Source organism: Ralstonia sp. AU12-08, assembly GCF_000442475.1.
Taxonomy (GTDB): Bacteria; Pseudomonadota; Gammaproteobacteria; order Burkholderiales; family Burkholderiaceae; genus Ralstonia; species Ralstonia insidiosa.
This window is the reverse complement of record NZ_ASZV01000034.1, coordinates 52989-76243: the sequence shown is the minus strand read 5'-3', so window position 1 is coordinate 76243 and position 23255 is coordinate 52989. Positions and strand designations below refer to the sequence as shown.

General features: G+C 65.6%; 22 protein-coding genes. 18 read left to right on the top strand and 4 right to left on the bottom strand.

Annotated elements, in window-relative coordinates; translation table 11 throughout:
- Nucleotides 1-10: 10 nt before the first annotated feature.
- A complete protein-coding gene (locus tag C404_RS47825) occupies nucleotides 11-949 on the bottom strand; it encodes an NAD kinase (RefSeq protein WP_031329674.1) in 939 nt (312 codons plus the stop codon).
- A 110-nt stretch (nucleotides 950-1059) separates the two neighbouring features.
- On the opposite strand from C404_RS47825, the gene hrcA reads away from it, so the two are divergent.
- The 7 genes from hrcA (at nucleotide 1060) to C404_RS47790 (ending at nucleotide 9357) form a co-directional block, all read left to right on the top strand.
- A complete protein-coding gene (gene hrcA, locus C404_RS47820) occupies nucleotides 1060-2127 on the top strand; it encodes a heat-inducible transcriptional repressor HrcA (RefSeq protein ID WP_021195904.1) in 1068 nt (355 codons plus the stop codon).
- A gap of 128 nt (nucleotides 2128-2255) precedes the next feature.
- Nucleotides 2256-3317 (top strand): taurine ABC transporter substrate-binding protein, encoded by a 1062-nt coding sequence (gene tauA, locus C404_RS47815; RefSeq protein ID WP_031329672.1) that lies wholly within the window; start codon nucleotides 2256-2258, stop codon nucleotides 3315-3317.
- Complete coding sequence (locus C404_RS47810) at nucleotides 3314-4105, top strand: taurine ABC transporter ATP-binding protein (protein WP_021195902.1); 792 nt, start codon at nucleotides 3314-3316, stop codon at nucleotides 4103-4105. Before tauA ends, C404_RS47810 begins: the two co-directional genes overlap by 4 nt.
- Entirely contained in the window at nucleotides 4102-4971 is an 870-nt protein-coding gene (locus tag C404_RS47805) for an ABC transporter permease subunit (protein ID WP_021195901.1), read from the top strand. The genes C404_RS47810 and C404_RS47805 overlap by 4 nt, the downstream gene beginning before the upstream one ends.
- A gap of 106 nt (nucleotides 4972-5077) precedes the next feature.
- On the top strand, nucleotides 5078-7423 hold the full coding sequence (locus C404_RS47800) for a hypothetical protein (RefSeq protein WP_021195900.1): 2346 nt from the start codon (nucleotides 5078-5080) through the stop codon (nucleotides 7421-7423).
- Nucleotides 7420-8676 carry a hypothetical protein gene (locus C404_RS47795; RefSeq protein WP_021195899.1) on the top strand — a complete coding sequence of 419 codons (1257 nt, stop codon included), beginning with the start codon at nucleotides 7420-7422 and terminating at the stop codon, nucleotides 8674-8676. Before C404_RS47800 ends, C404_RS47795 begins: the two co-directional genes overlap by 4 nt.
- 12 nt (nucleotides 8677-8688) lie before the next feature.
- Nucleotides 8689-9357: a DUF1266 domain-containing protein gene (locus tag C404_RS47790; protein WP_021195898.1), complete on the top strand. Its 669-nt coding sequence runs from the start codon at nucleotides 8689-8691 to the stop codon at nucleotides 9355-9357.
- Here the strand turns inward: C404_RS47790 and hutC are convergent.
- Complete coding sequence (hutC, locus tag C404_RS47785) at nucleotides 9354-10067, bottom strand: histidine utilization repressor (RefSeq protein WP_021195897.1); 714 nt, start codon at nucleotides 10065-10067, stop codon at nucleotides 9354-9356. The two genes, C404_RS47790 and hutC, sit on opposite strands and share 4 nt — an antisense overlap.
- A gap of 153 nt (nucleotides 10068-10220) precedes the next feature.
- On the opposite strand from hutC, the gene hutU reads away from it, so the two are divergent.
- From hutU to C404_RS47755, 6 genes are all read left to right on the top strand, one after another.
- On the top strand, nucleotides 10221-11939 hold the full coding sequence (hutU, locus tag C404_RS47780; RefSeq protein ID WP_021195896.1) for a urocanate hydratase: 1719 nt from the start codon (nucleotides 10221-10223) through the stop codon (nucleotides 11937-11939).
- A gap of 120 nt (nucleotides 11940-12059) precedes the next feature.
- Nucleotides 12060-13616, top strand: a complete 1557-nt coding sequence (gene hutH, locus C404_RS47775) for a histidine ammonia-lyase (protein WP_021195895.1) — start codon at nucleotides 12060-12062, stop codon at nucleotides 13614-13616.
- A gap of 2 nt (nucleotides 13617-13618) precedes the next feature.
- A complete protein-coding gene (hutG, locus tag C404_RS47770) occupies nucleotides 13619-14596 on the top strand; it encodes a formimidoylglutamase (RefSeq protein WP_021195894.1) in 978 nt (325 codons plus the stop codon).
- Nucleotides 14589-15824: an imidazolonepropionase gene (hutI, locus tag C404_RS47765; protein WP_021195893.1), complete on the top strand. Its 1236-nt coding sequence runs from the start codon at nucleotides 14589-14591 to the stop codon at nucleotides 15822-15824. The genes hutG and hutI overlap by 8 nt, the downstream gene beginning before the upstream one ends.
- Nucleotides 15825-15882: 58 nt before the next feature.
- Nucleotides 15883-16998, top strand: a complete 1116-nt coding sequence (hemH, locus tag C404_RS47760) for a ferrochelatase (RefSeq protein ID WP_021195892.1) — start codon at nucleotides 15883-15885, stop codon at nucleotides 16996-16998.
- Nucleotides 16995-17390 carry an RNA-binding S4 domain-containing protein gene (locus C404_RS47755; protein ID WP_021195891.1) on the top strand — a complete coding sequence of 132 codons (396 nt, stop codon included), beginning with the start codon at nucleotides 16995-16997 and terminating at the stop codon, nucleotides 17388-17390. The genes hemH and C404_RS47755 overlap by 4 nt, the downstream gene beginning before the upstream one ends.
- A 35-nt stretch (nucleotides 17391-17425) precedes the next feature.
- On the opposite strand, the gene C404_RS47750 is transcribed toward C404_RS47755, so the two are convergent.
- Nucleotides 17426-17620, bottom strand: coding sequence for a hypothetical protein (locus C404_RS47750; RefSeq protein WP_021195890.1), 195 nt, complete (start codon nucleotides 17618-17620; stop codon nucleotides 17426-17428).
- A 262-nt stretch (nucleotides 17621-17882) separates the two neighbouring features.
- Between C404_RS47750 and grpE the strand changes: the two genes are divergently transcribed.
- From grpE to rnk, 4 genes are all read left to right on the top strand, one after another.
- The gene (grpE, locus tag C404_RS47745; protein WP_021195889.1) at nucleotides 17883-18521 is read left to right on the top strand and encodes a nucleotide exchange factor GrpE; all 639 of its coding nucleotides are present in this window, start codon (nucleotides 17883-17885) and stop codon (nucleotides 18519-18521) included.
- Nucleotides 18522-18539: 18 nt separating this feature from the next.
- Nucleotides 18540-18755: a hypothetical protein gene (locus C404_RS61035; protein WP_021195888.1), complete on the top strand. Its 216-nt coding sequence runs from the start codon at nucleotides 18540-18542 to the stop codon at nucleotides 18753-18755.
- Nucleotides 18756-18768: 13 nt separating this feature from the next.
- The gene (locus tag C404_RS60480) at nucleotides 18769-18909 is read left to right on the top strand and encodes a hypothetical protein (RefSeq protein WP_021195887.1); all 141 of its coding nucleotides are present in this window, start codon (nucleotides 18769-18771) and stop codon (nucleotides 18907-18909) included.
- A gap of 162 nt (nucleotides 18910-19071) precedes the next feature.
- Entirely contained in the window at nucleotides 19072-19476 is a 405-nt protein-coding gene (gene rnk / locus C404_RS47735; RefSeq protein ID WP_021195886.1) for a nucleoside diphosphate kinase regulator, read from the top strand.
- Nucleotides 19477-19612: 136 nt separating this feature from the next.
- On the opposite strand, the gene C404_RS47730 is transcribed toward rnk, so the two are convergent.
- Nucleotides 19613-20908 carry a phospholipase A gene (locus C404_RS47730; protein WP_031329670.1) on the bottom strand — a complete coding sequence of 432 codons (1296 nt, stop codon included), beginning with the start codon at nucleotides 20906-20908 and terminating at the stop codon, nucleotides 19613-19615.
- Between the two features lie 271 nt (nucleotides 20909-21179).
- On the opposite strand from C404_RS47730, the gene dnaK reads away from it, so the two are divergent.
- Nucleotides 21180-23135 carry a molecular chaperone DnaK gene (gene dnaK, locus C404_RS47725; RefSeq protein ID WP_021195884.1) on the top strand — a complete coding sequence of 652 codons (1956 nt, stop codon included), beginning with the start codon at nucleotides 21180-21182 and terminating at the stop codon, nucleotides 23133-23135.
- Nucleotides 23136-23255: the final 120 nt, after the last annotated feature.

The window sequence follows — 23255 nt, the reverse complement described above, 5'->3', positions numbered from 1 at the left end:
GGTGTTTGGGTTACAGCCGGTTGTCTTCAGTCGGGTACTCGTGCCAGTGCAGCTTCTTGCGCAGCGTGGCGTAGTAGTTGTAGCCGACCGGGTGCAGCAGTTGCACGGTGCGCTCGGAACGGCGCACCACGATGCGGTCGCCCGGCAGCAGGGAGGTGAGCGACTGCATGTCGAAGTTGACGCTGGCATCGCGCCCGCTGGTGACCTGGATGACCACTTCCGCATCCTGCGGAATGACGATCGGCCGGTTTGACAGCGAATGCGGTGCGATGGGCACCAGCACCAGCCCCGAGAGCGCCGGGTGCAGGATCGGCCCGCCGGCGGACAGCGCATACGCCGTCGACCCTGTGGGCGTGGAGACGATCAGGCCGTCCGAGCGCTGGTTGTACATGAAGAAGCCATCCACTGACACGGCCAGCTCGACCATGCCTGAGGTGCCCGAGCGGTTGACCACCACGTCGTTGAAGGCCAGGGCGGAGAAGATGACCTCGTCGTCGCGCACGACCTGGGATTGCAGCAGCGTGCGGGTTTCGGCTTCGTAGCGGCCAGACAACATGTCGGGCAGCACGGTGTGCACGTCGTCGAACGGGATGTCGGTCATGAAGCCGAGCCGCCCGTGGTTGACGCCGATCACGGGCACGCTGGCGCCGGCCAGGTGACGGCCGATGCCGAGCAGCGTGCCATCGCCGCCGAGCACCACGGCCACGTCGGCCTGGCGGGCCATTTCTTCGGGCGGCAGGGCAGGGTAATCCTGCACACCGATATTGAGCGCCGTTTCGCGCTCGAACACGATGTCATGCCCGCGCGCGGCAATGCACGACGCCAACTCCATGAGTGGGCCGGCAATGTTGGCGGCCGAATACCGGCCGACCAGTGCGACGGTCTTGAAAGGCGAGGCAGACAAGGCAGCAGGAGGTTTCGAGGCCACGGCGGACGGGGGAATCGACATGCGCGCATTACACCATATCGATATGACCCCCGCTACGTTTGACGTTGTTTGGCGAGAAACGCCAACGTCACCCGCTGGTTGCAGTCGATTTTGCGTAAAATCGAAGAATCATGGATAAGCGCGCCACCATCCTCCTCAAGACCCTGATCGAACGGTACATCGCCGAGGGCCAGCCCGTGGGCTCGCGCACCTTGTCGAAGTATTCGGGGCTTGATCTGTCGCCGGCCACCATCCGCAATGTGATGTCCGACCTGGAGGAGATGGGTTTCATCGCCAGCCCGCACACCTCGGCCGGGCGCATTCCGACGCCGCGCGGCTACCGGCTCTTCGTCGACACCATGCTGACGGCCAGCCCGCTGGACGCGATGGGAGCACTCGGCGCGCACGACCGCATGGCGCAGCAGATGGCCGGCGTGATTGCCGAGCAGGTGCGCACGCAGTTGGCGTCGCACGGGTCGGAGTCGTCGCAGCGGGTGATTGCGGCGGCGGCGCAGACGCTGTCCAACCTGTCGCAGTTTGCCGGCGTGGTGATGACGCCGCGCCGCTCGCACGCGTTCCGGCAGATCGAATTCCTGCGGCTGTCGGAAAACCGCATCCTGCTGATCGTCGTCACGCCCGAGGGCGACGTGCAGAACCGCATCATCCATACCGATACGCCCTACACCCCGTCGCAACTGGTGGAGGCGGCCAACTACATCAACGCGCATTACGGCGGCCTGACCTTCGACGCCGTGCGCGAGCGCCTGCGCGGCGAGCTGTCGGTGCTGCAGGCCGACATGACCTCGCTGATGCAGGCGGCGGTGGAGGCGGGCAGCAGTGCCGCGTCGGACGAAGAGCCAGTGGTGATCTCCGGCGAGCGCAAGCTGCTGGATGTGGAAGACCTGTCTTCCTCCATGGACAAGCTGCGGCGCCTGTTTGCCGTGTTCGAGCAGAAGACCGGGCTGCTGCAGCTGCTGGATGTATCGAGCCGCGCCGAGGGCGTGCAGATCTTCATCGGCGGCGAAAGCAGCCTCGTGCCGCACGAAGACATGGCTGTCATCACCGCGCCGTACGAGGTCGACGGCAAGATCGTCGGCACGCTCGGTGTGATCGGGCCGATGCGCATGGCGTATGAGCGCGTGATCCCCATCGTGGACATCACCGCCAAGCTGCTGTCGAGCACGCTCAGCCAATATTGATCTACCGAGTTTAGGTCTGCATGCGGGCTGCATAAGCTCAGCCGATTTTCTTCGACGACAGCGCGGTCTGCCGTCTCCCACAATCGACTCCGGCGCATGTGCGCGTTCTTCTTTTGCCGGAGTCTTCCATGGCTGGTTTCTCTCTTCCCCGTTTGCTGGCTGCGGCGTTGACCGCAGCCGTTTCGTTGGCGTTGTTTGGTGCCGCACCGGCACGCGCGGCGGACCGCGAGGTCGTCATCGCCTATCAGGACATGGTGCTGCCCTGGCGCTACGCCCAGGCCACCGGCGAGGTTGAGCGCGCCACCGGCTACAAGGTGACTTACCGTCAGCTCGGCAGCGGCGCCGATGTGGTGCGCGCCATCGCGTCGGGTTCCGTACAGATTGGCGAGGCAGGGTCGAGTCCGATTGCGGCCGGCGTATCGCAGGGCGTGGATCTCTCGCTGTTCTGGATTCTCGACAACATCAATGATGCCGAAGCACTGGTTGCCCGCAACGGCAGCGGCGTGACGCGCGTGGCGGACTTGAAGGGCAAGACGCTGGGCGTGCCATACGTGTCGACTTCGCACTTCCACGCGCTGGTGGCGCTCCAGCAGGCCGGGCTGGACCCGCGCGACGTGAAGGTCGTCAACCTGCGCCCGCAGGAGCTGTCTGCCGCGTGGGACCGGGGTGACGTGGATGCCGCCTTCATTTGGGATCCGGTGCTCGCCAAGGTGAAAAAGAACGGCACGGTGCTGACCACCTCGGGCAAGATCGCTGCCGCCACCGGCAAGTCGACTTTCGATGGCTTCGTGGCAGACCGTAAGTTTGCGCGTGATAACGCGGAGTTCATCGCCAAGTTTGTCGAGGTGCTGGCCAAGGCCGATGCCGCCTATCGCGACAACAAAGCTGCCTGGACGGTGACCTCGCCGCAGGTGGCCGCGGTGGCCAAGACCTCGGGTGCCGCTGCGGCGGACGTGCCGGCAAGCCTGGCGCTGTATGCCTTCCCGGATGCTGTGGAGCAGGCTTCCAAGCGTTGGCTGGGCGGTGGCGCGCAGTCGGGTGCGGCGCAATCGCTGCTGGCGACCGCGCAGTTCCTGAAGACGCAGGGCACGATCCAGGCGGTGCTGCCCGATTACGGTGCGACCATCGATTCGCGCTTTGTGCAGCGCGTGGCCAGCGGCACCAAAGCCGTTGCAACCGCATCGCGATGAGCCGCATTGAAGTCCGCGGCCTGCGCGTCGATTACACCGATGCGCGCGGCCGCACCACACAAGCCTTAGGCGGCGTGGACTTGTCGATCAATGCTGGCGAGTTCGTTGTTGCCCTGGGGGCCTCGGGTTGCGGGAAGACCACGCTGCTGAACTGCCTGGCCGGCTTTGTCGCGCCGACGGCGGGGCAGATCCTGCTCGATGGGCGCGAGGTGGATGGCCCCGGCGCCGAGCGCGGCGTGGTGTTCCAGCGTTATGGTCTGATGCCTTGGCTGAACGTGCGCGACAACGTGGCCCTTGGCTTGAAGCTGCGCGGCCTGGACCGCAAGACGCGCCACGCACGGGCGCTCGAACTGCTGCGGCTGGTCGGTCTGGAGGCACATGCCACCTCGCCCGTGTACGCCCTGTCAGGCGGCATGCAGCAGCGCGTCGGCATTGCCCGCGCGCTGGCGACCGAGCCGCGCGTGCTGTTGATGGACGAGCCGATGGGCGCGCTCGACGCCTTCACGCGCGAGACCATGCAGACGCTAGTGCTGGATGTGTGGCAACGCACGGGCACCACCGTGTTCTTCATCACGCACGACGTGGAAGAAGCGCTGTTCCTGGCGACGCGGCTGGTGGTGATGTCGCCGTCGCCGGGGCGGATTGTGCAGACGTTCGATCTGCCGTTCTCGCGGCAGGCGCTGGCGGGCGCAGATGCACGGGCGGTGAAGTCGTCGCCGGAATTCATTGCGTGGCGTGAGCGTGTGCTGGCGCTGATCCACCGTGCCCCCGAGGAGTTGGCCGCATGAGCGCGATCGAAACGGCAGTGTTCAAAAGCGTCCCCGTTGAGACGGCGGCGCCTTCCGTTCAACCGCCGCGCAAGCTGCGCGGCTACCGTTTGCCCGGCGAGGGCAGTGCGCTGGGGTTGAGCCTGCTTTCGGTGGGCGCGTTGCTGCTGCTGTGGTGGGCAGCAACGACCTTTCATTGGGTCCCGCCGCTATTCCTGCCGTCGCCACAGGCCGTCGGCCACGCCTTCCTCGATGCATGGCGCGGCGATATCCAGGGCGGTCAGCCACTGGCTGCCCATCTGGGCTGGAGCGCATTGCGCGTGTTCGGCGCATTTGCGTTGGCAGCTGTCACCGCTGTGCCGGTCGGCCTGGCGATGGGCGTATCGCGCACCGCCCGCGGCTTGCTCGACCCGCCCATCGAGTTCTATCGCCCGCTGCCACCGCTAGCCTACCTGCCGCTGGTGGTCATCTGGCTGGGCATCGATGAGCGCGCGAAGATCGTCGTCATCTACCTGGCGTGCTTTGCACCGATTGCGATGGCCGCGCGCGCCGGCGTGCGCAGCGCCACGCGCGAGCAGATCAACGCCGCCTATGCGCTGGGTGCGAGTTTCACGCAGGTCGTGCGGCACGTGATCCTGCCGGCGGCGCTGCCGGAAATCCTCACCGGCTTGCGCATCGCCATCGGCTTTGGCTGGACCACGCTGGTGGCCGCAGAGATGGTGGCCGCCACCGTTGGCCTGGGGCAGATGGTGCTCAATGCGTCGAGCTTTCTGCGCACCGATCTGGTGGTGATGGGCATTGTGCTGATCGGTGCAATTGCCTGGGCGTTCGATCTGGCCATGCGCGCCATCGAAGCGCGCGCGGTGCCCTGGAAGGGGCGCGCCTGACGTCTTGCTTGCACGTCGTTTCAGCGCGGGCGGTATTACCAAACCTTAACTGAGTCTCACCCGGGTGGGCGCTAAGCTGCGCGGCGTTCCCTCCGGAGAAGACGAGATGACGCCCGATCGCGATGCCCTGAGTGGCGCGCAACTTGAACAACTGCTCGACCGCCTAGAAGCCGATCTGGAAGAAAGCGATTCGAGCGAAGCGGCTGATCTGCTGGCGCGGCTGCGCGCCAAGCCCTTGCGTGCCGATACGCTCGATGCGGTCGACCGCCTGCACACGCTGTGGATGCGCGCAGGCGATACGCCTGCGGCGCGCGCCGTGGTCGATGGCGATGGTGCTGCCGTACTGGCCGCCGCGCCCGCAGATGCCCAGACCGGCGTGCAGATGCAGCTTGCGTTGTATCGGCTGCAGATGGCCAGTTACCTGCGCGACGAAGCTGCCGCTCTGCAAGCGCTGGCTGAGATGCACACCATCGTCCGCGAGCGGCCCGATCTTGACGCTGATGCGTATCGCCAATTGCGCGTGTTCGATCAGCTGGAATACGCCGCATTCGCCGTCGCGTTGCCGACCATCGACCTACGTGAGGCCATCGATCAGGCCATTCCGGGCCGAGCGGCGTTCCGCGCGTGGGATACGGCCGACCATCACCGCCGCCGCGCCTGGGCGTATTCCCGCCATGAGCAGCTTGCCGAGGCACGTGCTGCGGCCGAGGCCAGCATCGCTGCGCTGCAGACCGCCGCCCCGGATCAGGATGTCGACGAAAACGATTGGCTGCGCCTGGGCGATGCGCTGATCGAGATCGTGCCGGACCACCTGGCCGCCTTCGCACAGCCGGTGACGGCGCTCACGGCCGACTGGTCACTGCCACGCCGCCGCGAGGCGGAAGTCCGCCTGGCTCGCCTGGGGGCACGCGCGAAGCGCAAGCAGGGCGATCTGGCCGGCGCGCTACAGGCTTGTGCCGCCGCACGCTACAGCCTGTCGTCCGACGGCAGCGACGACTTTATCGAATACGAACTCGAATGGCTGATCGAGGCCGGCCGCTTTGACGAGGCCGGACAGCGTGCCTTTTTCCACATCTACCAAGTGGAAACCGGCATGTGGGAAGGCTTGCCGCCTATCGTGAGCGCGCGCCTGGCCGATCCGGCAGACACCTCGGTCTGGTGGGCGCTGTGTGTCTTGCGTGCCTGTCATCTGGACGAGACCTTCGAGCGCTTCGTGCAACTGGCGCGAGGGCACGGCCCGGCGCTGCAAGAGCGCTCCGACGTGCACCGCGCGCTGTTTGCCGCGCTGGACGGCAAAGATGCGGAAGAGGCGTTGCCCGAGGTCGTGGTTGCGGCCCATGCGCTGGCCGAGGCCCGCGCCCCCAAGCACCCTTGGACCACGCGCCTGATGGCGGTGCGCAACGGTATGGCGGGGCGCATCGACCCGACCACCGAAGCGGCTCAGCTACTGGCTGCCACGCACGAAACCGAGATGGAGGACAACCGCACGGCGTACTCCCTCTTCCATGCGCGCGCCCGCTCGCTGGGGCTGCTGGAAGCGCTCCGGCTGCCGGTGCCGGCGGTGCCCAGCGGCCTGTGGGGCTACGCCTTTGCCGTGACCGTCGACAACGAATATGAAGAGCAGCTCGATGATCTGCCGGCCAAGCAGCAGGATGAGGCGCAGAAGCTGTATCGCAAGCTGCTGTGCACCGTCTACGAGCAGGCGCAGGCTCGCATGGAGCGCTATTTCGCGACCGGCGCCGGGCATCCGTACGACGCGTGCGCGCACCTGTATTCGATGCTCTGCAACAACCTCGCTATCCAGTACCGCTACTACGAAAGCCGCTACGACGACGCCGTCGAACTGCACCGGCGCGGCATCGCTGCCAGCCCGTTTGCCGAGCACTACGACGGCATCCTGCGCTCACGTATCGAACAGGAAGATCACGCCGGTGTGCTGGACGCCGCCGAGGCGCTCTGGAATTTCTCGGCCGACTACGGCTACAGCCGGCACGAGCCGAACGATTACGTAGGCGATGTGGCGCATGCCCTGCTGACGCTGGGACGACCGCACGAAATGTCCATCTGGCTGGAGCGTCTGGCGCACTGGCAGCAGGAGAACGGCGAGAGCGAAGATGCCCTGACATCCGGTGCGCTGGGCGCGCGCCTGCGCGTGCTGCTTTACATGGGGCAGGCCCTGGCGGAAGAGACAACGACCTACTGGAACCGCCTGGAGCCGCAGGTGCGTGTCTGCGACGATTACTGGGCATTGGCCAAGGCCGCCCAGGTCATGGGTGCGCTGGAGCGCTTTGATGAAGCCGCGGCCCTGTGCCAGCGCTCGATGGACTGCAACCCGCGCGACAATGCATCCGCCAGCCAGGACTACGACGCCATGAAAGCGCTGCTGGCGTCGTACCAGCGCGGGGGTGCCGGTGCAGCGTCCGGCAAGTCGTGGTGGCAGTTCTGGAAATGAGCCGCACCGCCCGGACGACCGGCTACGCCCCGCGCAACGCACTCAACGCCGATCGGCTGAAGGCGGGCATCATCGCGCGCAGCGAAGCGCGCGGTGATGCCGCGCCGGTACGTGCCTGGCTGCTGAATCATTTCTATCGCCACCTGGTGGCCAACTTCGAGCCGGCACGGCCGATCGCCTCGCTGGACGAGGCGCGCAAGGCGCTGGGCGCCGCCACGCTGCCCGAATGGGTGGCCGCACGCTTCACAGCCACCAAAGCGGCCCCCGGTGCTGCGGCCGCCGCGCTTGCACCAGTGGTGTGGATCGACCCCGTCGAGCCCCAACTGCTGGCGCTGGAGCAGAAGCTGCTGGAGTTCCTGACCTCGCGCCGGGGCACCGCGCTGGAGGGCAAGCTCGACCGCGTCAACTGCCCGCAGGCCCTGGCGCAATGGGAGCGCGAGCACGCCGAGATGGCCGCGCGCATCGAGCGCGGCTGGCGCGAGAGCCAACCCGACGCACTGCTCACGCTGCTGACCACCCCCAACGGCAGCTTTGTCGAGTTTCGGCATGACAGCGCCTTGCTGCGCGCCGAGATGGCCTTCGAGAGCTATGTCATGCGCCATTGCCTCGGCCAGTTCGCCGATCGCCGCACGCTGTCCGGCGGCTACGGCGAGCGCTATGCCGAAGCCATCGAACAACAGCGCCTGCGTCTGCTGAGCTTTCGCGATGCCGGCGGGCAGCCGCACATCACCATCAGCCTGATCGTGGGGGCCGACGGCACGTTGACGGTCGAGCAGGTCAAGGGCAAGCAGAATCGTCCGCCGATCGACCGCTATGTCGACGATGTGCTGGCCTGTCTCAACGCGTTGGCACCCGTTGGCGACACACCGGCAGATTGCATCGCCATCGGCCTGGTGCGCACGCCTGTCGGCTGGCAGCGGATTGAGGATGTGACCGATGCGGCCACGCAGACGCAATTGGTGGCGCACCATCCGCAGCTGTTCCCGCGCCTGCGTGCGCCGACGCCCATGGTGGAGTGGCTCATTGCGGCACGCCAACCGGCATTGCTGGCCGAGCATCCGCCGCGTGCGGCGTCGGTTGCCTATGCCGCGCGCCAGGCGCGCACCAAGCGGGGAGCGGGCATGCCGTCGCCCAATCCCGACAATCTCGACAGCCCCGACGCGGGTTTCATGACGGAAGACGTGCCGTGGCCCGACATGTCCGCACGGGAAGCGGAAGCGCTGGCCACGCAAGCCGGCGCACGCCACGGATAAGCGAGGACATCCATGCCCACCTGGCTCAAGATTCTGCTGGCGGTGTTTGTGCTGTGGCGTGTGGTCCGGTACTTCCGCCCCGCCAAGCAGGCTGCCTTCACGCCGCGCAAGCACTGGGCGCTGGCGCTGGCACAACCCATGGTGGAAGCGACTGGCCTGACGGGCTTCATGAGTCCCGCCACGACGGCGCTCAATGAAGAGACGCGCAAACTGTTTCGCACGCCGTTGTTGCACCAGATGGAACTGCGCCCCACCACATCCGACGACGAGGTGAGGGCTCATCTTTCACGGGTGCTGGAAGCCCAATGGTTTCGCGCTGATCTGCATGCGCTGCAGCCCACGGATGACCCGCGTGCGGCGCTGGCGTTTGCCTGCGTGCGCATGGCGTTCCTGGTGCGCAACGCCATGCTGATGGGTTGGGCCGACCCGATGGTGGCGTGGCGGGTGCTGCTGCTCAATGCGCAGCGTGCACAGGATTGTTTTGCGAGTTGGGAAGACTTCGGCCACGCCTTCATTGCCGGGCGGCGGCAGTGGGTGGCCGCGTTTCGCGCCGATCCGCTGGGCAGTGGCTTTGATGCATCGCACGTGCGCCAATTGCTTGGCCTCGACGGCGCATGGGCAGGGTTGCCGTGGCCTGGTGAACCCGCGCTGAGTCCCAGCGCAGCACAAACGGCTGCCTAGAAACTCCCCGTGAACTGATAGCGCCCGCCCGGGTGCCACATGGTTGCCACCGAGGCGACCTGACCCTGCGACAGGGTCTTCCGACGCAGCATCAGGCAAGGCTCGCGCACATCCATGTGCAGCATCTCGGCGATCTCGCGCGGGGGCAGGCGCGCCTCGATACCGTAGTCCACACCCTGCAGCGGGGCGGCACGCATCAGGTAGGCATTCGGCGTGGTCTGCGTGAAATCCTGTTCCATGTACTCGGGCGCGAGCGCGGCATTCACCCAGCGGTCTTCCGCCTGGATCGGCAGGTCGTTCTCGAAATGCACGATCAGCGAGTGGAACAGCAGGTACCCCGTCGACACGCCAAACGCTGCCGCCAGCGCCTCGTTGGCGCGTGCGCGTTCGAGCTTGTGCAGCTCGGCCCGGTGCTGGTGGCCGCGTGCAGCAATCTCCTCGGCGATGTTGCGGATCGCCACCAGCGTCGCCTGGTACTTCTGCTGCGCGACGAACGTCCCCAGCCCCTGCACACGCGTGAGGATCTGCTCGGCAGTCAACTCGCGCAGCGCGCGGTTGACCGTCATGCGCGACACGCCAAAGGTCTGTGCCAGCGTGGTCTCCCCCGGAATCATTTCGCCCTCCTGCCATTCGCCGCTGCGGATGCGCGTGAGGATGTCTTCCTTGATGCGCTGGAAGGCGGGGGTGCTGGCGGACTGATCTTGTGACATGGAGTCGACTTTGGGTGCGGCTTGGCGGCCGATGTGATGTGCGGATGGCAGCCATCATCAGGGTTTGCTCTTGGCTTGTAAAGTTTTCTTGCCTAAGTTGTATATACAACATAAGATGCGCAGCACACCCAAGGAGTTCGCAGGAGACCTCACATGAATGCACCGACCAACGCTGCCCACCTGACCAACGACCCGCGCTACGACGCCTCGCGCGAGATCCGTGCCCCGCGCGGCACCGAGCTGCACTGCAAGAGCTGGCTGACCGAAGCCGCCTACCGCATGCTGCAAAACAACCTCGACCCGGATGTGGCCGAGAACCCGAAGCACCTGGTTGTCTACGGCGGTATTGGCCGTGCAGCGCGCGACTGGGCTTGCTACGACAAGATCCTCGAAACGCTGCGCGAGCTGAACGATGACGAGTCGCTGCTGGTGCAATCCGGCAAGCCGGTCGGCGTGTTCAAGACGCACCCGGATGCGCCGCGCGTGCTGATCGCCAACTCCAACCTCGTGCCGAAGTGGGCGAACTGGGAACACTTCAACGAGCTGGACCGCAAGGGCCTGTTCATGTACGGCCAGATGACGGCCGGCAGCTGGATCTACATCGGCAGCCAGGGCATCGTCCAAGGCACGTACGAGACGTTTGCCGAAGCTGGCCGCCAACACTACGACGGTAAGCTGGCCGGCAAGTGGATCCTGACCGCAGGCCTGGGTGGCATGGGCGGCGCGCAACCGCTGGCCGCCACGCTGGCCGGCGCCGTGTCGCTGAACATCGAATGCCAGCAGTCGAGCATCGACTTCCGCCTGCGTACGCGTTACCTGGACAAGCAGGCCAAGGACATCGACGACGCATTCAACCTGATCCGCCACCATTGCGAGCGCGGCGAGGCCGTGTCGATCGGCCTGCTGGGCAATGCTGCGGAAATCTTGCCGGAGCTGGTCAAGCGTGCCCGCGCCGGCGGCCTGAAGCCGGATCTGGTGACCGACCAGACCTCGGCACATGATCTGGTCAACGGCTACCTGCCGGTGGGCTGGACGGTCGAGCAATGGCGTGCTGCGCAACGCGATCCGTCGCAGCACGCCCGTCTGACCGACGAGGCCGCCAAGTCGTGCGCCGTGCACGTGCAAGCCATGCTCGACTTCCAGGCCATGGGTATCCCGACTGTCGACTACGGCAACAACATCCGCCAGGTCGCCTTCGACCAGGGTGTGAAGAACGCCTTCGACTTCCCGGGCTTCGTGCCGGCCTACATCCGTCCGCTGTTCTGCGAGGGCAAGGGCCCGTTCCGCTGGGTGGCGCTGTCGGGCGATCCGGAAGACATCTACAAGACCGACGCCAAGATCAAGGAACTCTTCCCGCATAACACGCACGTGCACCGTTGGCTTGACATGGCGCGTGACCGCATCGCCTTCCAGGGCCTGCCGGCACGTATCTGCTGGCTGGGTCTGGGCGAGCGTCACCTGGCCGGCCTGGCCTTCAACGAGATGGTCAAGAACGGCGAGCTGAAGGCCCCGATCGTGATCGGCCGCGATCACCTGGACACCGGCTCCGTCGCCAGCCCCAACCGCGAAACCGAATCCATGCGCGACGGCACCGATGCCGTGTCGGACTGGCCGCTGCTCAACGCGCTGCTCAACACTGCCGGCGGTGCGACGTGGGTGTCGCTGCACCACGGTGGCGGCGTCGGCATGGGCTATTCGCAGCACTCGGGCGTGGTGATCGTCGCGGACGGCACGGACGCTGCAGCCAAGCGCCTCGGCCGCGTGCTGGTCAACGATTCCGGCTCGGGTGTGATGCGTCACGCCGATGCCGGCTACGAGACTGCGGTCGCCTGCGCCAAGCGCAACGGTTTGAATCTGCCGATGATCGGCTGAGCCCGGATCGGATTCAGGCATCCCCGCGCGGGCGGGGATTTGATACGACTAGACGATGTGCCTCTGCGATGACCGCCTTTTCATGCAGGGGCGACAATGAAACATCCCACTGCTTTGACCATGAACACCATGACCACGCCCCCCATCCTGACGCTGCAACCCGGTGCGATGTCCTTTGACGATCTGCGCCGCGTGTGGCTCGCGCCCACGCCCGTCGCGCTGTCGGGCGATTGCGCTGCCGCCATCGAGGCATCGGCTGCCACCGTGCAGGCCATTGTCGCCAAGGGTGCCCCGGCCTATGGCATCAACACCGGGTTCGGCCTGCTGGCCAAGACGCAGATCCCCACGCACGAGCTGGAGCGCCTGCAACGCAACCTGATCCTGTCGCACGCCGTGGGTACTGGCGAAGACGTGAGCGACAGCGTTGCGCGCCTCGTGCTGCTGATGAAGGCCGCGAGCCTCGCACGCGGTTACTCGGGCGTGCGCCGTGTTGTGATCGACACGCTGCTGGCGCTGCTGAACGCAGGCATCGTGCCGTGCATTCCGTCCAAGGGTTCAGTGGGCGCCTCGGGCGATCTGGCACCGCTGGCCCACATGACGCTGGCCCTGTTGGGCGAAGGCGACGTGCGCGTGAACGGCGTGCGGACCCCGGCACGCGAAGCGCTGGCCGCCGCCGGTATCGAGCCGATCGCACTGGCCGCCAAGGAAGGCCTCGCACTCATCAACGGCACGCAAGTGTCGACCGCGCTGGCACTGAACGGCCTGTTCCTGGCCGAGCGCCTGCTGAAGGCCGCCACCGTGACCGGTGCGCTGTCGGTAGACGCCGCCAAGGGCAGCGATGCGCCGTTCGATCCGCGCGTACATGCCGTGCGCGGCCAACAAGGCCAAATCGCTACCGCCGCCGTGTACCGCAACCTGCTGGCCGGCAGCGCGATCCGCCAATCGCACCTTGTGGGCGACAAGCGCGTGCAGGACCCGTACAGCCTGCGCTGCCAGCCGCAAGTCATGGGCGCGTGCTTCGACCTGATTCGTCAGGCCGGCGCCACGCTGCTCACCGAAGCCAATGCGGTGACGGACAACCCGCTGGTCTACGCCGACACCAACGAAGTCATCTCGGGCGGTAACTTCCACGCCGAGCCGGTGGCGTTTGCCGCCGACATGCTGGCGCTGGCGATTGCCGAAATCGGCGCACTGTCGGAACGCCGCATCGCACTGCTGATCGACTCCACGCTGTCGGGCCTGCCGCCGTTCCTGGTCGAGCAACCGGGCCTGAATTCGGGCTTCATGATTGCGCACGTGACGGCTGCCGCGCTGGCCTCGGAAAACAAGACGTTCGCCCACCCGGCCAGCGTCGACAGCCTGCCGACTTCCGCCAACCAGGAAGACCACGTCAGCATGGCGACCTTCGCCGGCCGCCGTCTGCAGGACATGGCCGAGAACACCGCCACCATCGTCGGCATCGAAGCGCTGGCTGCCGCGCAGGGCATCGACTTCCACAAGCCGCTGGCCACGTCCGACACGCTGCAACACGCGCACGGCTGCATCCGCGCGCGCGTGGCGTACTACGGTGAAGACCGTCTCTTCGCCCCCGACATTGAAGCGGCTCGCCGCCTCGTGCTCGACGGCGACCTAGGCGATTCGTGCCGCACCCAACTGGCTGACCTCGCGCTCGTCTGATCATGCTGGCCCAAGCTGAACCGAACGTCTGGCAAGGCCGCGTTGATGCGGAAGAGGGCCCGCTTGGCCTGCGCTGGCACCAGACGGTACACCGCATCGATGCAGCCACACCGCTGGCCAATACGGTTGCGCTGGCAGGCTTTGCGTGCGACGCGGGTGTCGCGCGCAACCACGGGCGCACCGGCGCGCAGGCCGGCCCGAATGCTATCCGCAAGATGCTCGCCAACCTGCCGGCGCGTGCCGGCCGCATGGTTGTCGATGCGGGGGATGTGACTTGCCAGGGCGACGCACTTGAAGATGCGCAGAGCGAGTTGTCCAGCGTGCTGCACAACCTGCTCGACCGTGGCGCATTACCGATTGCGCTGGGCGGTGGGCATGAAATTGCGTGGGCTTCGTTCGGTGGCTTGGCCCGGCACCTCGCAGGCAAGTCGAAGCAGGCGCCGCGCATCGGCATCCTCAACCTCGACGCGCATTTCGATCTGCGCGCAGGCGAGCGCGGCAGCTCCGGCACGCCGTTCCGCCAGATTGCAGAAGACTGCGCGCGGCGCGGCTGGCCGTTCCACTACGCCTGCCTGGGCGTGAGCACCTACGCCAACACCGAAGCGCTGTTCGCCCGCGCCCGCCAGCTCGGCGTGCGCTGGATGCACGACGACGAGATGGACGTCATGCAGCTCGCCCACGTGCTGCAGGTGGTGGACGTGTTCCTGAGCCAGGTCGACCACGTGTATCTGACGATGTGCCTGGATGTGCTGCCGGCCGGCGTCGCCCCCGGCGTGAGCGCACCGTCTGCACGCGGCGTGTCGATGGACGTGATCGAGCCCATCGTCGATCGCGTGATCAGCTCGGGCAAGCTGCGGCTGGCCGATGTGGCGGAACTCAACCCGTCGCTCGATATCGACAACCACACGGCACGTGTCGCCGCCCGCCTGGTTGCACGCGTGGCCGATGGCATTGGCCTGCAAGGGACCGCACATGACTGATCAAGCCGACCTGCACTGGGATGCGCTCTGGACCAACGTCCACCTCGCCACGCTGGCGGCTGATGCCGACGGCTATGGCGAGATCCGCGATGGCGCCATCGCCGTCAAGGACGGTCGCATCGCGTGGCTGGGTGCACGTGCCGATCTACCTGCCAACGCCCGCGCCACGCGCGAGCACGATGGCGGCGGCGCATGGCTCACGCCCGGCCTGATCGACTGCCACACGCACCTCGTCTACGCCGGCAACCGCAGCAACGAATTCGAAGCGCGTCTGAACGGCGTGCCCTACGAAGAGATCGCGCGGGCGGGCGGCGGCATCCTCTCCACCGTGCGCGCCACGCGTGCGGCCAGCGAAGATGCACTCGCCGAAGCCAGCTTGCCGCGCCTGAATGCGTTGCGCGCCGAGGGCGTCACCACCGTCGAAATCAAATCTGGCTACGGCCTGGACTTGGAAACCGAGCGCCGCATGCTGCGCGTCGCGCGCCGCTTCGGCCAATCGCTGCCGGTGCGCGTGCGCACGACGTTCCTGGGCGCGCATGCCGTGCCGCCAGAGTTTGCTGGCCGTGCAGATGACTACATCGACTACCTCTGCGCCCAGGTGCTGCCCGCGCTGGCGGAAGAGGGGCTGGTCGATGCCGTCGACGCGTTCTGCGAGAGCATCGGCTTCACGCCCGCGCAGACGGCGCGCATGTTCGACGCAGCGCAACGCCTGGGCCTGCCGGTCAAGCTGCATGCTGAGCAGCTTTCCGATCAGGGCGGCGCGGCGCTGGTGGCACGTTACGGCGGCTTGTCTGCCGACCACCTCGAATGCCTGACCGACGCCGGCATCGCCGCCATGGCCCAGGCCGGCACGGTGGCCGTGCTGCTGCCCGGCGCGTTCTATTGCCTGCGTGAAACGCGCCTCCCGCCAATGGCTGCCTTACGTGAAGCTGGTGTGCCGATGGCGGTGTCGACCGACTCCAACCCAGGCACCTCGCCGCTGACGTCGCTGCTGCTGGCAATGAACATGGCGTGCACGCTGTTCCGCCTGACGCCATTGGAGGCGCTGACCGGTGCTACGCGCCATGCTGCCGCGGCGCTCGGCTTGTCCGGCACGTGCGGGGTGCTCGCCCCGGGTTGCGTGGCTGACTTCGCGCTCTGGCGCATCGATCGGCCTGCGGACCTGGCCTATGCAATGGGCCTCAACCCCTGCGCGGGCGTGGTTAAGGATGGTGTGGTGGTGGCGTAAGGAATGCGTGACGACTCGGCTCGTATAATCAGCCGGGTCACCCGCGAACCCCCGTCCCATGCCCTTTTTGCCCGAACCTCTGTTCCAGCACGGTCAGCCCGATCGCACGGCGATCCTGCTGGTCAACCTCGGTACACCCGACGGTACCTCGCCGCGCGAGGTAGGCCGCTACCTGCGGCAGTTCCTGTCCGACCCGCGTGTGGTGGAGATTCCGCGCGCCGCGTGGTGGTTCATCCTCAACGTGCTGATCCTGCCGCTGCGCTCGCGGGCGTCAGCGCACAAGTACGAAAGCGTCTGGCTGCGCGAGGCCAATATGACGGGCTCGCCATTGCTCGTCTATACCGAGCGCCAAGCGCATGCGCTGCAGCAGTTGATGAACGCACAGGGCCACGACGTGGTGGTCGCCTGCGCGATGCGCTACGGCAATCCGTCGATCCCATCCGTGATGCAGGCGCTGCGCAAGCAGGGCGTCGAACGCATCCTTGTGCTGCCGATGTATCCGCAGTATTCCGGCACCACCACCGCCACGGCGTTCGACGAGGTCTTCCGGGTGTTGGGGGAGATGCGCAATCAGCCGGAGCTGCGGCTGGTCAAGCATTTTCATGACGACCCCGCCTATATCAATGCGCTGCATCAGCAGGTCGGCGCCTACTGGGCGCAGCACGGCGCGCCGGACTTTGCGCACGGCGACAAGCTGCTGTTGTCGTTCCATGGTGTACCGCGCCGCACGCTGGAGTTGGGCGACCCGTACCACTGCGAATGCCTGAAGACCGGCCGCTTGCTGGGCGAGGCGCTCGGCTTGCAGCCGGGGCAGTACCTCGTGACCTTCCAGTCGCGCTTCGGCCGTGCTGAATGGCTGCAGCCGTACACCGCGCCCGCGCTGGAAGAGCTTGGCCGCGTCGGCACCAACCGTGTCGACGTGTTTTGTCCGGGTTTCCCTGCCGACTGTTTGGAAACGCTGGAGGAGATCGCCATGGAAGGGCTGTCTACCTTCCGTGTCGCCGGTGGCAAGGACTTCCACTACATCCCGTGCTTGAACGACAACGAGGCGTGGATTGCGGGCATTGCCGACATTGCGCTGGCGCATCTGCAGGGCTGGCCGCTGACGCTCACGCATCCGCATGTACTCGAAGCCAGCCGCACGCGCGCGCAAAGCAAGGGTGCCGCTGCATGAAAGTGAGCACCGACCCAGCAGATCGCGTCCGCATCGACAAGTGGCTGTGGGCGGCGCGCTTCTTCAAGACGCGCTCGCAGGCGACCGACGCGGTGGAGCGCGGCCGTGTGCAGATCAACGACCAGCTGGTCCGCCCGGCCAAGGACGTGAAGATTGGTGACCGCGTGCGGGTGCACGCGCATGAGCAGCAGTGGGAGTTGGAGGTATTGGCGTTGGCCGAACTGCGTGGCCCCGCCTCGGTTGCGCAAACGCTCTACGCCGAGACGGATACGAGTCGCTTAAAACGCGAGGAAAACGCCGACAGGCGCCGGCTATATCAGGAACCCGCTGTGCAGATCGCCGGTCGACCGACCAAGCGGGACCGGCGTCGCATCGACAAACTCGGTGATTGAGGCAGACGAAGTTAGCCGATGCGCGCGAGTGTGTGCTAACTTGCGAAGCTCAGGCCGCGCGACAACTGCTGCATCTGCGCCGGTTTGCTGATGTAGTGCTTGAAGATAGCCTTACCGCTGCCGTACTCCGTATAACGCGGTGTGACGGCGCCAGACAGGCAAATGAACGTTGTCGCTGCGGTCAGGGTCAACAGCAGGAGCACGGTGAATACGGGTAGCTTGTTGTGCATGGTACGAACCCTCAAAGAAGCTCGCGCCCCCCAAATTTTTCTTGCATCATAGGCGGCCAATTGTGGTGTCGCAATCGCCGCGCCGTTGCCGTTGGATGAAACTTGTAACGCGATATTTCGTGATGCACGGCGCACAGTTGCTGTGCACCTTGCGCCCTTGAAAGGCGCGCCAAATGCCCCATATCGGGGAGTAATTGTTTGTGAAAATCCAGCGGATCCGGCGCCCGGCACGTGTTGTGCGTCGATCCCTTTATCCAGCGCTATGAAACACACTTCGGAAACCCCCTCGACCCCGGACTCGCAAGCTGCTCAGCCGACGCAATCTGCTGCCGCAGGCCAAGCTGCCAATGCTTATTCGAGCCAGGCCCAGCGCGCCAGCGCCGATGCCCAGGCCGTTGCCGGTGACGAAGCTGCCGTGGCGGAAGCCGTGGCCGATGCGGACGTCACCGAACTGCGCCGCCAACTGGAAGCCGCCGAAGAGAAGGCTCGCCAGAATTACGAAAACTGGGCACGCGCCACGGCTGAAGGCGAAAACATCCGCCGCCGCGCACAGGACGACGTGGCCAAGGCCCACAAGTTCGCCATCGAGAGCTTTGCTGAATACCTGCTGCCCGTGATGGACAGCCTGCAAGCCGCACTGGCCGACACGTCGGGTGACGTCGCCAAGCAGCGTGAGGGCGTTGAGCTCACGCTCAGGCAGCTCTACGCCGCTTTCGAGAAGGGCCGCGTGACCGAGCTGAATCCGGTCGGCGAGAAGTTCGATCCGCATCGCCACCAAGCGATTTCGATGGTGCCTGCTGACCAAGAGCCGAACACCGTGGTGGCCGTGCTCCAGCGCGGCTACACGTTGGCCGACCGCGTACTGCGTCCGGCCCTGGTGACGGTGGCTGCGCCCAAGTAAGCCAGCGCTTTCACGCTCATGCTTCAGAACACCGTTTCGTCGCGCACAACGCCTGCCGTGATCCCGGTCGATACGACCGTAGTCGCGGTGCTTGCCATGCGCGGCGTTCCGGTGTTTTCGTTCGCGCATCGTGGTACGCAGCTCGGCCGGGCGACCGGCTGGCGCGGCCACGCGCAGTTTGCCGCCACGGTTGCCAAGACGCGCAATACGTCTGCGGCCGCGCCGCTGGTCTGAGGCAGCGTTCACCATGACGTCGATGCCGCTGGCTGCGGCCCTCCTCATTGCATCTTCTTCCCGTGCCGTGCGCCCGAAGCGCGTGGTGCGTGCATTGCCGCACGCCGCTCAGGCGATGACTGCGGCCCTTGCCGCCGCCCGGCGGTTGTTCTAGTGCCCTAGCGGCACGCCGCCGCCGGGCTCCTTCCCCCACCTGCAGTTCTGTTTCACCGCCGGCCGGCGTTTCGCCCGCTGGTTTTCTTGCCATCGCCCAGGGCTGTCATGCCATCGGCGGCGGCTTTACCTAGTGTTCAAGACGAATCCGTAGGAGATCGCCATGTCCGCAGCCGTCATCTATCTGACCGAGCTCGACCTCACCCGCCTGGAAAACGCCGCCGCCCGCGCCGGTAGCAGTTCGCCGCTGGCTGAACTCGTCGATGACCTCATCGCCCGTGCCAACGTGGTACCTGGCAACAAGATTCCCGCCAACGTGGTGACGATGAACTCGGTGATCCGTGTGGTGGATGACGCCGGCGCAGAGCAGGAGTGGACGCTGGTGTACCCGGAAGAGGCCAACGTGGCGTCGGCCAAGCTGTCGGTGCTCTCGCCCATGGGTGCAGCGCTGCTGGGCCAGCGCGAGGGCAAGTCGGTCAAGTACACCGCGCCCAACGGTGTCAAGCATGGGCTGCGCATCGAGCGCGTCGCCTTTCAACCCGAGGCCAGCGGCCAGCACACGCTGTAAGCCATCAGTCCCTTAGAACCTGCTCACAATCCGTAGCGAGCGGCCTGAGGTTGGTTTGAGAAGCGCAGCCGTACACGTGTACGGCGAGCATCGCAAAGCCAAGATCGGGTCGCGCAGTGGGATTGTGGGTAGGTGCTTAGCGTGAGAGGCTGTAGCCGACGCGCAACTGCGAGCCCAGCTTGTGGTTGTAGTCGAGCAGGCTCTCGCCGTAGCCAGTGAAGTACTGGATGAACAGGTAACCGGCGGTACCACCGAAGATGCGGCTCATCGGATAGGTGAGCTGTGCGTCTACGCTGCCGTAGCTCCTGCGCGTGCCCTTGCGCAACGTGGCGGCTAACTCCCAGCCATTGGGCGCGCCATATGACACGCGGAAATCCCCAAAGCCGCGGTAGTTCGCGATGTCGGTGTTGCCGCTGCGCGTGAGGTAGGCGTATAGCTTCGGCTCGAACTTCCAGTGATAGTCGGTCAGATCGCCAAAGTGGAAGGTCGGGCGCACGAACACGGTGTTGATGGCGCGTGAGGCGTCACCGTCACGGCCGTTCGATTCGTGCTCAATGCCGCCGGCAAACGACAGCCGTGTCAGTGCACCCCCCTGGATGCCGGTATCGGGCCGGTAGTAGAACAGACTCGGCCGATAGTTCGTATCCCGGAACGGTGCCGATTCCTTGCCCAGATCCCACAGCGAAAACTGCGTGTAGCCAAAGTACAGGTTGTCGAGCAGCGCTGTCGACGCCGGGTTCTCCGGCTGGAATATCCGGAATTTGAAGCTCAGCTGGAATTTCATGTTCAGGCCTTCGTGCGCCCCCAGGGCTGCGAACATGGGCTCGTGGAAGGTCAGGCGGGCGGTTTCCTCCGGCGGGCGGGGTGCGTCGCCGGTGCCGGCCACTGCCACCGTGGCGGGCGATGTGGCGTTGGCGCCGGCAGTCGTTGCGCTCGGGTTGGTGCCCAATGCGCCGCCCGGGCGGGTGGCGTCTGCGGCGGCGTTGCGGGCGGCGCCGGCCGGTGCCCCTTCAGCGGCGATCTGCGGGGCGTCGGCGCCGCGCACCAGCGTTACCAGCACAGGCGCGGCGTCCAGCTCAGGCACGTCGATGCGCACGGCGCCACGCAGCACCTCGGGCAACGTGCCGCTGTAGGTGATGGTGCGCACTTGGCCCGGGCGCAAGTGCAGCGTCTCCGCACCTGCATTATGTCGGCTAAGCGTCACTTCAACTGGGCCCTGCAGATCGGCGGTGGCCGTCACGCGCAGCCTGGCGGGCACGGCATAGCTGCGCTGGGCCGCATCGCCCGAGATGACGAGCGTGAGCGTGAACGGCTGGGTGGCGTCGACGCGGCGCGCGGGTTGGAGCAGGGCGACGGCGGCATCGGCTGGGGGTGCGGCGCAGGCGGCAAGCACGGCTGCGCCCAGAGCGAATCGGAATGGGGGCAAACGCATCGGGAGGCGAGGGGCCAGGTGAGGTACCCGGCGAGTGGCAATGCGCCCAAGGGTACCATCGCGCCCTTTTGGACCTTGTTTGCCGCGCTTTGGACGTCGGAAACGCCTGGTTCCTGCCAAGGAGCCTATGTTTTCGGGTGCTTTCCCGAGAAAAACCGGCCAAAATGCTCAACTTTTCAAAATTCGGCCTTGAAAAGCCGGGCGGCACTCCCACATCCGATCCAAGTTTGTATTCAGTGCAGTCCTGACACCAAATTCGAGGAGTAAGACCATGGGCAAAATCATCGGTATCGACCTGGGTACCACCAACAGTTGCGTCTCCATCATGGAGGGCAACACCCCCAAGGTGATCGAGAACGCCGAAGGCGCGCGCACCACCCCGTCGATCATCGCTTACATGGAAGACGGCGAGATCCTGGTCGGTGCCCCGGCCAAGCGCCAGGCAGTGACCAACCCGCGCAACACGCTGTATGCCGTCAAGCGCCTGATCGGCCGCAAGTTTGAAGAGAAGGAAGTCCAGAAGGACATCGGCCTGATGCCGTATTCCATCGTCAAGGCCGACAACGGCGACGCCTGGGTGGAAGTGCGCGGCCAGAAGCTGGCCCCGCCGCAAATCTCGGCCGAAACCCTGCGCAAGATGAAGAAGACCGCCGAGGACTACCTGGGCGAGGAAGTGACCGAAGCCGTGATCACGGTGCCGGCCTACTTCAACGATTCGCAGCGCCAAGCCACGAAGGACGCCGGCCGCATCGCCGGTCTGGACGTCAAGCGCATCATCAACGAGCCGACCGCGGCTGCGCTGGCATTCGGCCTGGACAAGAACGAAAAGGGCGACCGCAAGATCGCCGTGTATGACCTCGGCGGCGGTACGTTTGACATCTCGATCATCGAGATTGCCGACGTGGACGGCGAGAAGCAGTTCGAAGTGCTGTCGACCAACGGCGATACGTTCCTGGGCGGCGAAGACTTCGACCAGCGCATCATCGATTACATCATCGGCGAGTTCAAGAAAGAACAAGGCGTTGATCTGTCGAAGGACGTGCTTGCGCTGCAGCGCCTGAAGGAAGCGGCGGAAAAGGCCAAGATCGAACTGTCGAGCACGCAACAGACCGAAATCAACCTGCCGTACATCACGGCCGATGCCTCGGGCCCGAAGCACTTGAACCTGAAGATCACGCGCGCCAAGCTGGAAGCGCTGGTCGAAGACCTGATCGCCCGTACGATCGATCCGTGCCGCACCGCCATCAAGGATGCTGGCGTGAAGGTGTCGGACATCCACGACGTGATCCTGGTCGGCGGCATGACGCGTATGCCGAAGGTGCAGGAGAAGGTGAAGGAGTTCTTCGGCAAGGAAGCCCGTAAGGACGTGAACCCGGACGAGGCTGTCGCCGTGGGCGCTGCCATCCAGGGTCAGGTGCTGGGCGGTGACCGTACCGACGTGCTGCTGCTGGACGTGACGCCGCTGTCGCTGGGCATCGAAACGCTGGGTGGCGTGATGACCAAGATGATCGGCAAGAACACGACCATCCCGACCAAGTTCTCGCAGACCTTCTCGACCGCTGATGACAACCAGCCGGCCGTGACGATCAAGGTCTACCAGGGCGAGCGTGAGATGGCCTCCGGCAACAAGATGCTGGGCGAATTCAATCTGGAAGGCATTCCGCCGGCACCGCGCGGCACGCCGCAGATTGAAGTGTCGTTCGACATCGACGCCAACGGCATCCTGCACGTGGGCGCCAAGGACAAGGCGACCGGCAAGGAAAACAAGATCACGATCAAGGCAAGCTCCGGCCTGTCGGAAGCCGAGATCGAGCGCATGGTGAAGGACGCCGAGGCCAACGCCGAGGAAGACAAGAAGCTGCGCGAACTGGTCGACTCCCGTAACCAGGGTGAAGCGCTGGTGCACTCGACCAAGAAGGCTCTGGGCGAGTACGGCGACAAGCTGGAAGCTGGCGAGAAGGACAAGATCGACGCTGCGATCAAGGAACTGGAAGAAGCCCTGAAGGGCACTGACAAGGCCGCGATCGACGCCAAGACCGAAGCGCTGGCAACCGCCTCGCAGAAGCTGGGCGAGAAGGTCTACGCCGACATGCAGGCCAAGGGCGAAGCTGGCGGTGCTGAACAAGCCGCGGGTGCCCAGGCAGGTGGTGCGCATGCAGGGCAAGGTGCTCCGCACGACGATAACGTCGTCGACGCCGAGTTCAAGGAAGTGAACGACAAGAAGTAAGCCCCAAGTCCGCCACGGCGGACGTGCGGGACCGCCGGGCAGTGGTCATCGGGTTGTGCAGAGCGCACCTGATGCCACGCTCGGCTTTTTTGCTATTCGACACGCAGTAAAAACAGGCGA

Coding starts and splice junctions, on each gene's coding strand:
- C404_RS47825 (WP_031329674.1), bottom strand. CDS start 949: ATGTCGATTCCCCCGTCCGCCGTGGCCTCGAAACCTCCTGCTGCCTTG.
- hrcA (WP_021195904.1), top strand. CDS start 1,060: ATGGATAAGCGCGCCACCATCCTCCTCAAGACCCTGATCGAACGGTAC.
- tauA (WP_031329672.1), top strand. CDS start 2,256: ATGGCTGGTTTCTCTCTTCCCCGTTTGCTGGCTGCGGCGTTGACCGCA.
- C404_RS47810 (WP_021195902.1), top strand. CDS start 3,314: ATGAGCCGCATTGAAGTCCGCGGCCTGCGCGTCGATTACACCGATGCG.
- C404_RS47805 (WP_021195901.1), top strand. CDS start 4,102: ATGAGCGCGATCGAAACGGCAGTGTTCAAAAGCGTCCCCGTTGAGACG.
- C404_RS47800 (WP_021195900.1), top strand. CDS start 5,078: ATGACGCCCGATCGCGATGCCCTGAGTGGCGCGCAACTTGAACAACTG.
- C404_RS47795 (WP_021195899.1), top strand. CDS start 7,420: ATGAGCCGCACCGCCCGGACGACCGGCTACGCCCCGCGCAACGCACTC.
- C404_RS47790 (WP_021195898.1), top strand. CDS start 8,689: ATGCCCACCTGGCTCAAGATTCTGCTGGCGGTGTTTGTGCTGTGGCGT.
- hutC (WP_021195897.1), bottom strand. CDS start 10,067: ATGTCACAAGATCAGTCCGCCAGCACCCCCGCCTTCCAGCGCATCAAG.
- hutU (WP_021195896.1), top strand. CDS start 10,221: ATGAATGCACCGACCAACGCTGCCCACCTGACCAACGACCCGCGCTAC.
- hutH (WP_021195895.1), top strand. CDS start 12,060: ATGAACACCATGACCACGCCCCCCATCCTGACGCTGCAACCCGGTGCG.
- hutG (WP_021195894.1), top strand. CDS start 13,619: ATGCTGGCCCAAGCTGAACCGAACGTCTGGCAAGGCCGCGTTGATGCG.
- hutI (WP_021195893.1), top strand. CDS start 14,589: ATGACTGATCAAGCCGACCTGCACTGGGATGCGCTCTGGACCAACGTC.
- hemH (WP_021195892.1), top strand. CDS start 15,883: ATGCCCTTTTTGCCCGAACCTCTGTTCCAGCACGGTCAGCCCGATCGC.
- C404_RS47755 (WP_021195891.1), top strand. CDS start 16,995: ATGAAAGTGAGCACCGACCCAGCAGATCGCGTCCGCATCGACAAGTGG.
- C404_RS47750 (WP_021195890.1), bottom strand. CDS start 17,620: ATGCACAACAAGCTACCCGTATTCACCGTGCTCCTGCTGTTGACCCTG.
- grpE (WP_021195889.1), top strand. CDS start 17,883: ATGAAACACACTTCGGAAACCCCCTCGACCCCGGACTCGCAAGCTGCT.
- C404_RS61035 (WP_021195888.1), top strand. CDS start 18,540: ATGCTTCAGAACACCGTTTCGTCGCGCACAACGCCTGCCGTGATCCCG.
- C404_RS60480 (WP_021195887.1), top strand. CDS start 18,769: ATGACGTCGATGCCGCTGGCTGCGGCCCTCCTCATTGCATCTTCTTCC.
- rnk (WP_021195886.1), top strand. CDS start 19,072: ATGTCCGCAGCCGTCATCTATCTGACCGAGCTCGACCTCACCCGCCTG.
- C404_RS47730 (WP_031329670.1), bottom strand. CDS start 20,908: ATGCGTTTGCCCCCATTCCGATTCGCTCTGGGCGCAGCCGTGCTTGCC.
- dnaK (WP_021195884.1), top strand. CDS start 21,180: ATGGGCAAAATCATCGGTATCGACCTGGGTACCACCAACAGTTGCGTC.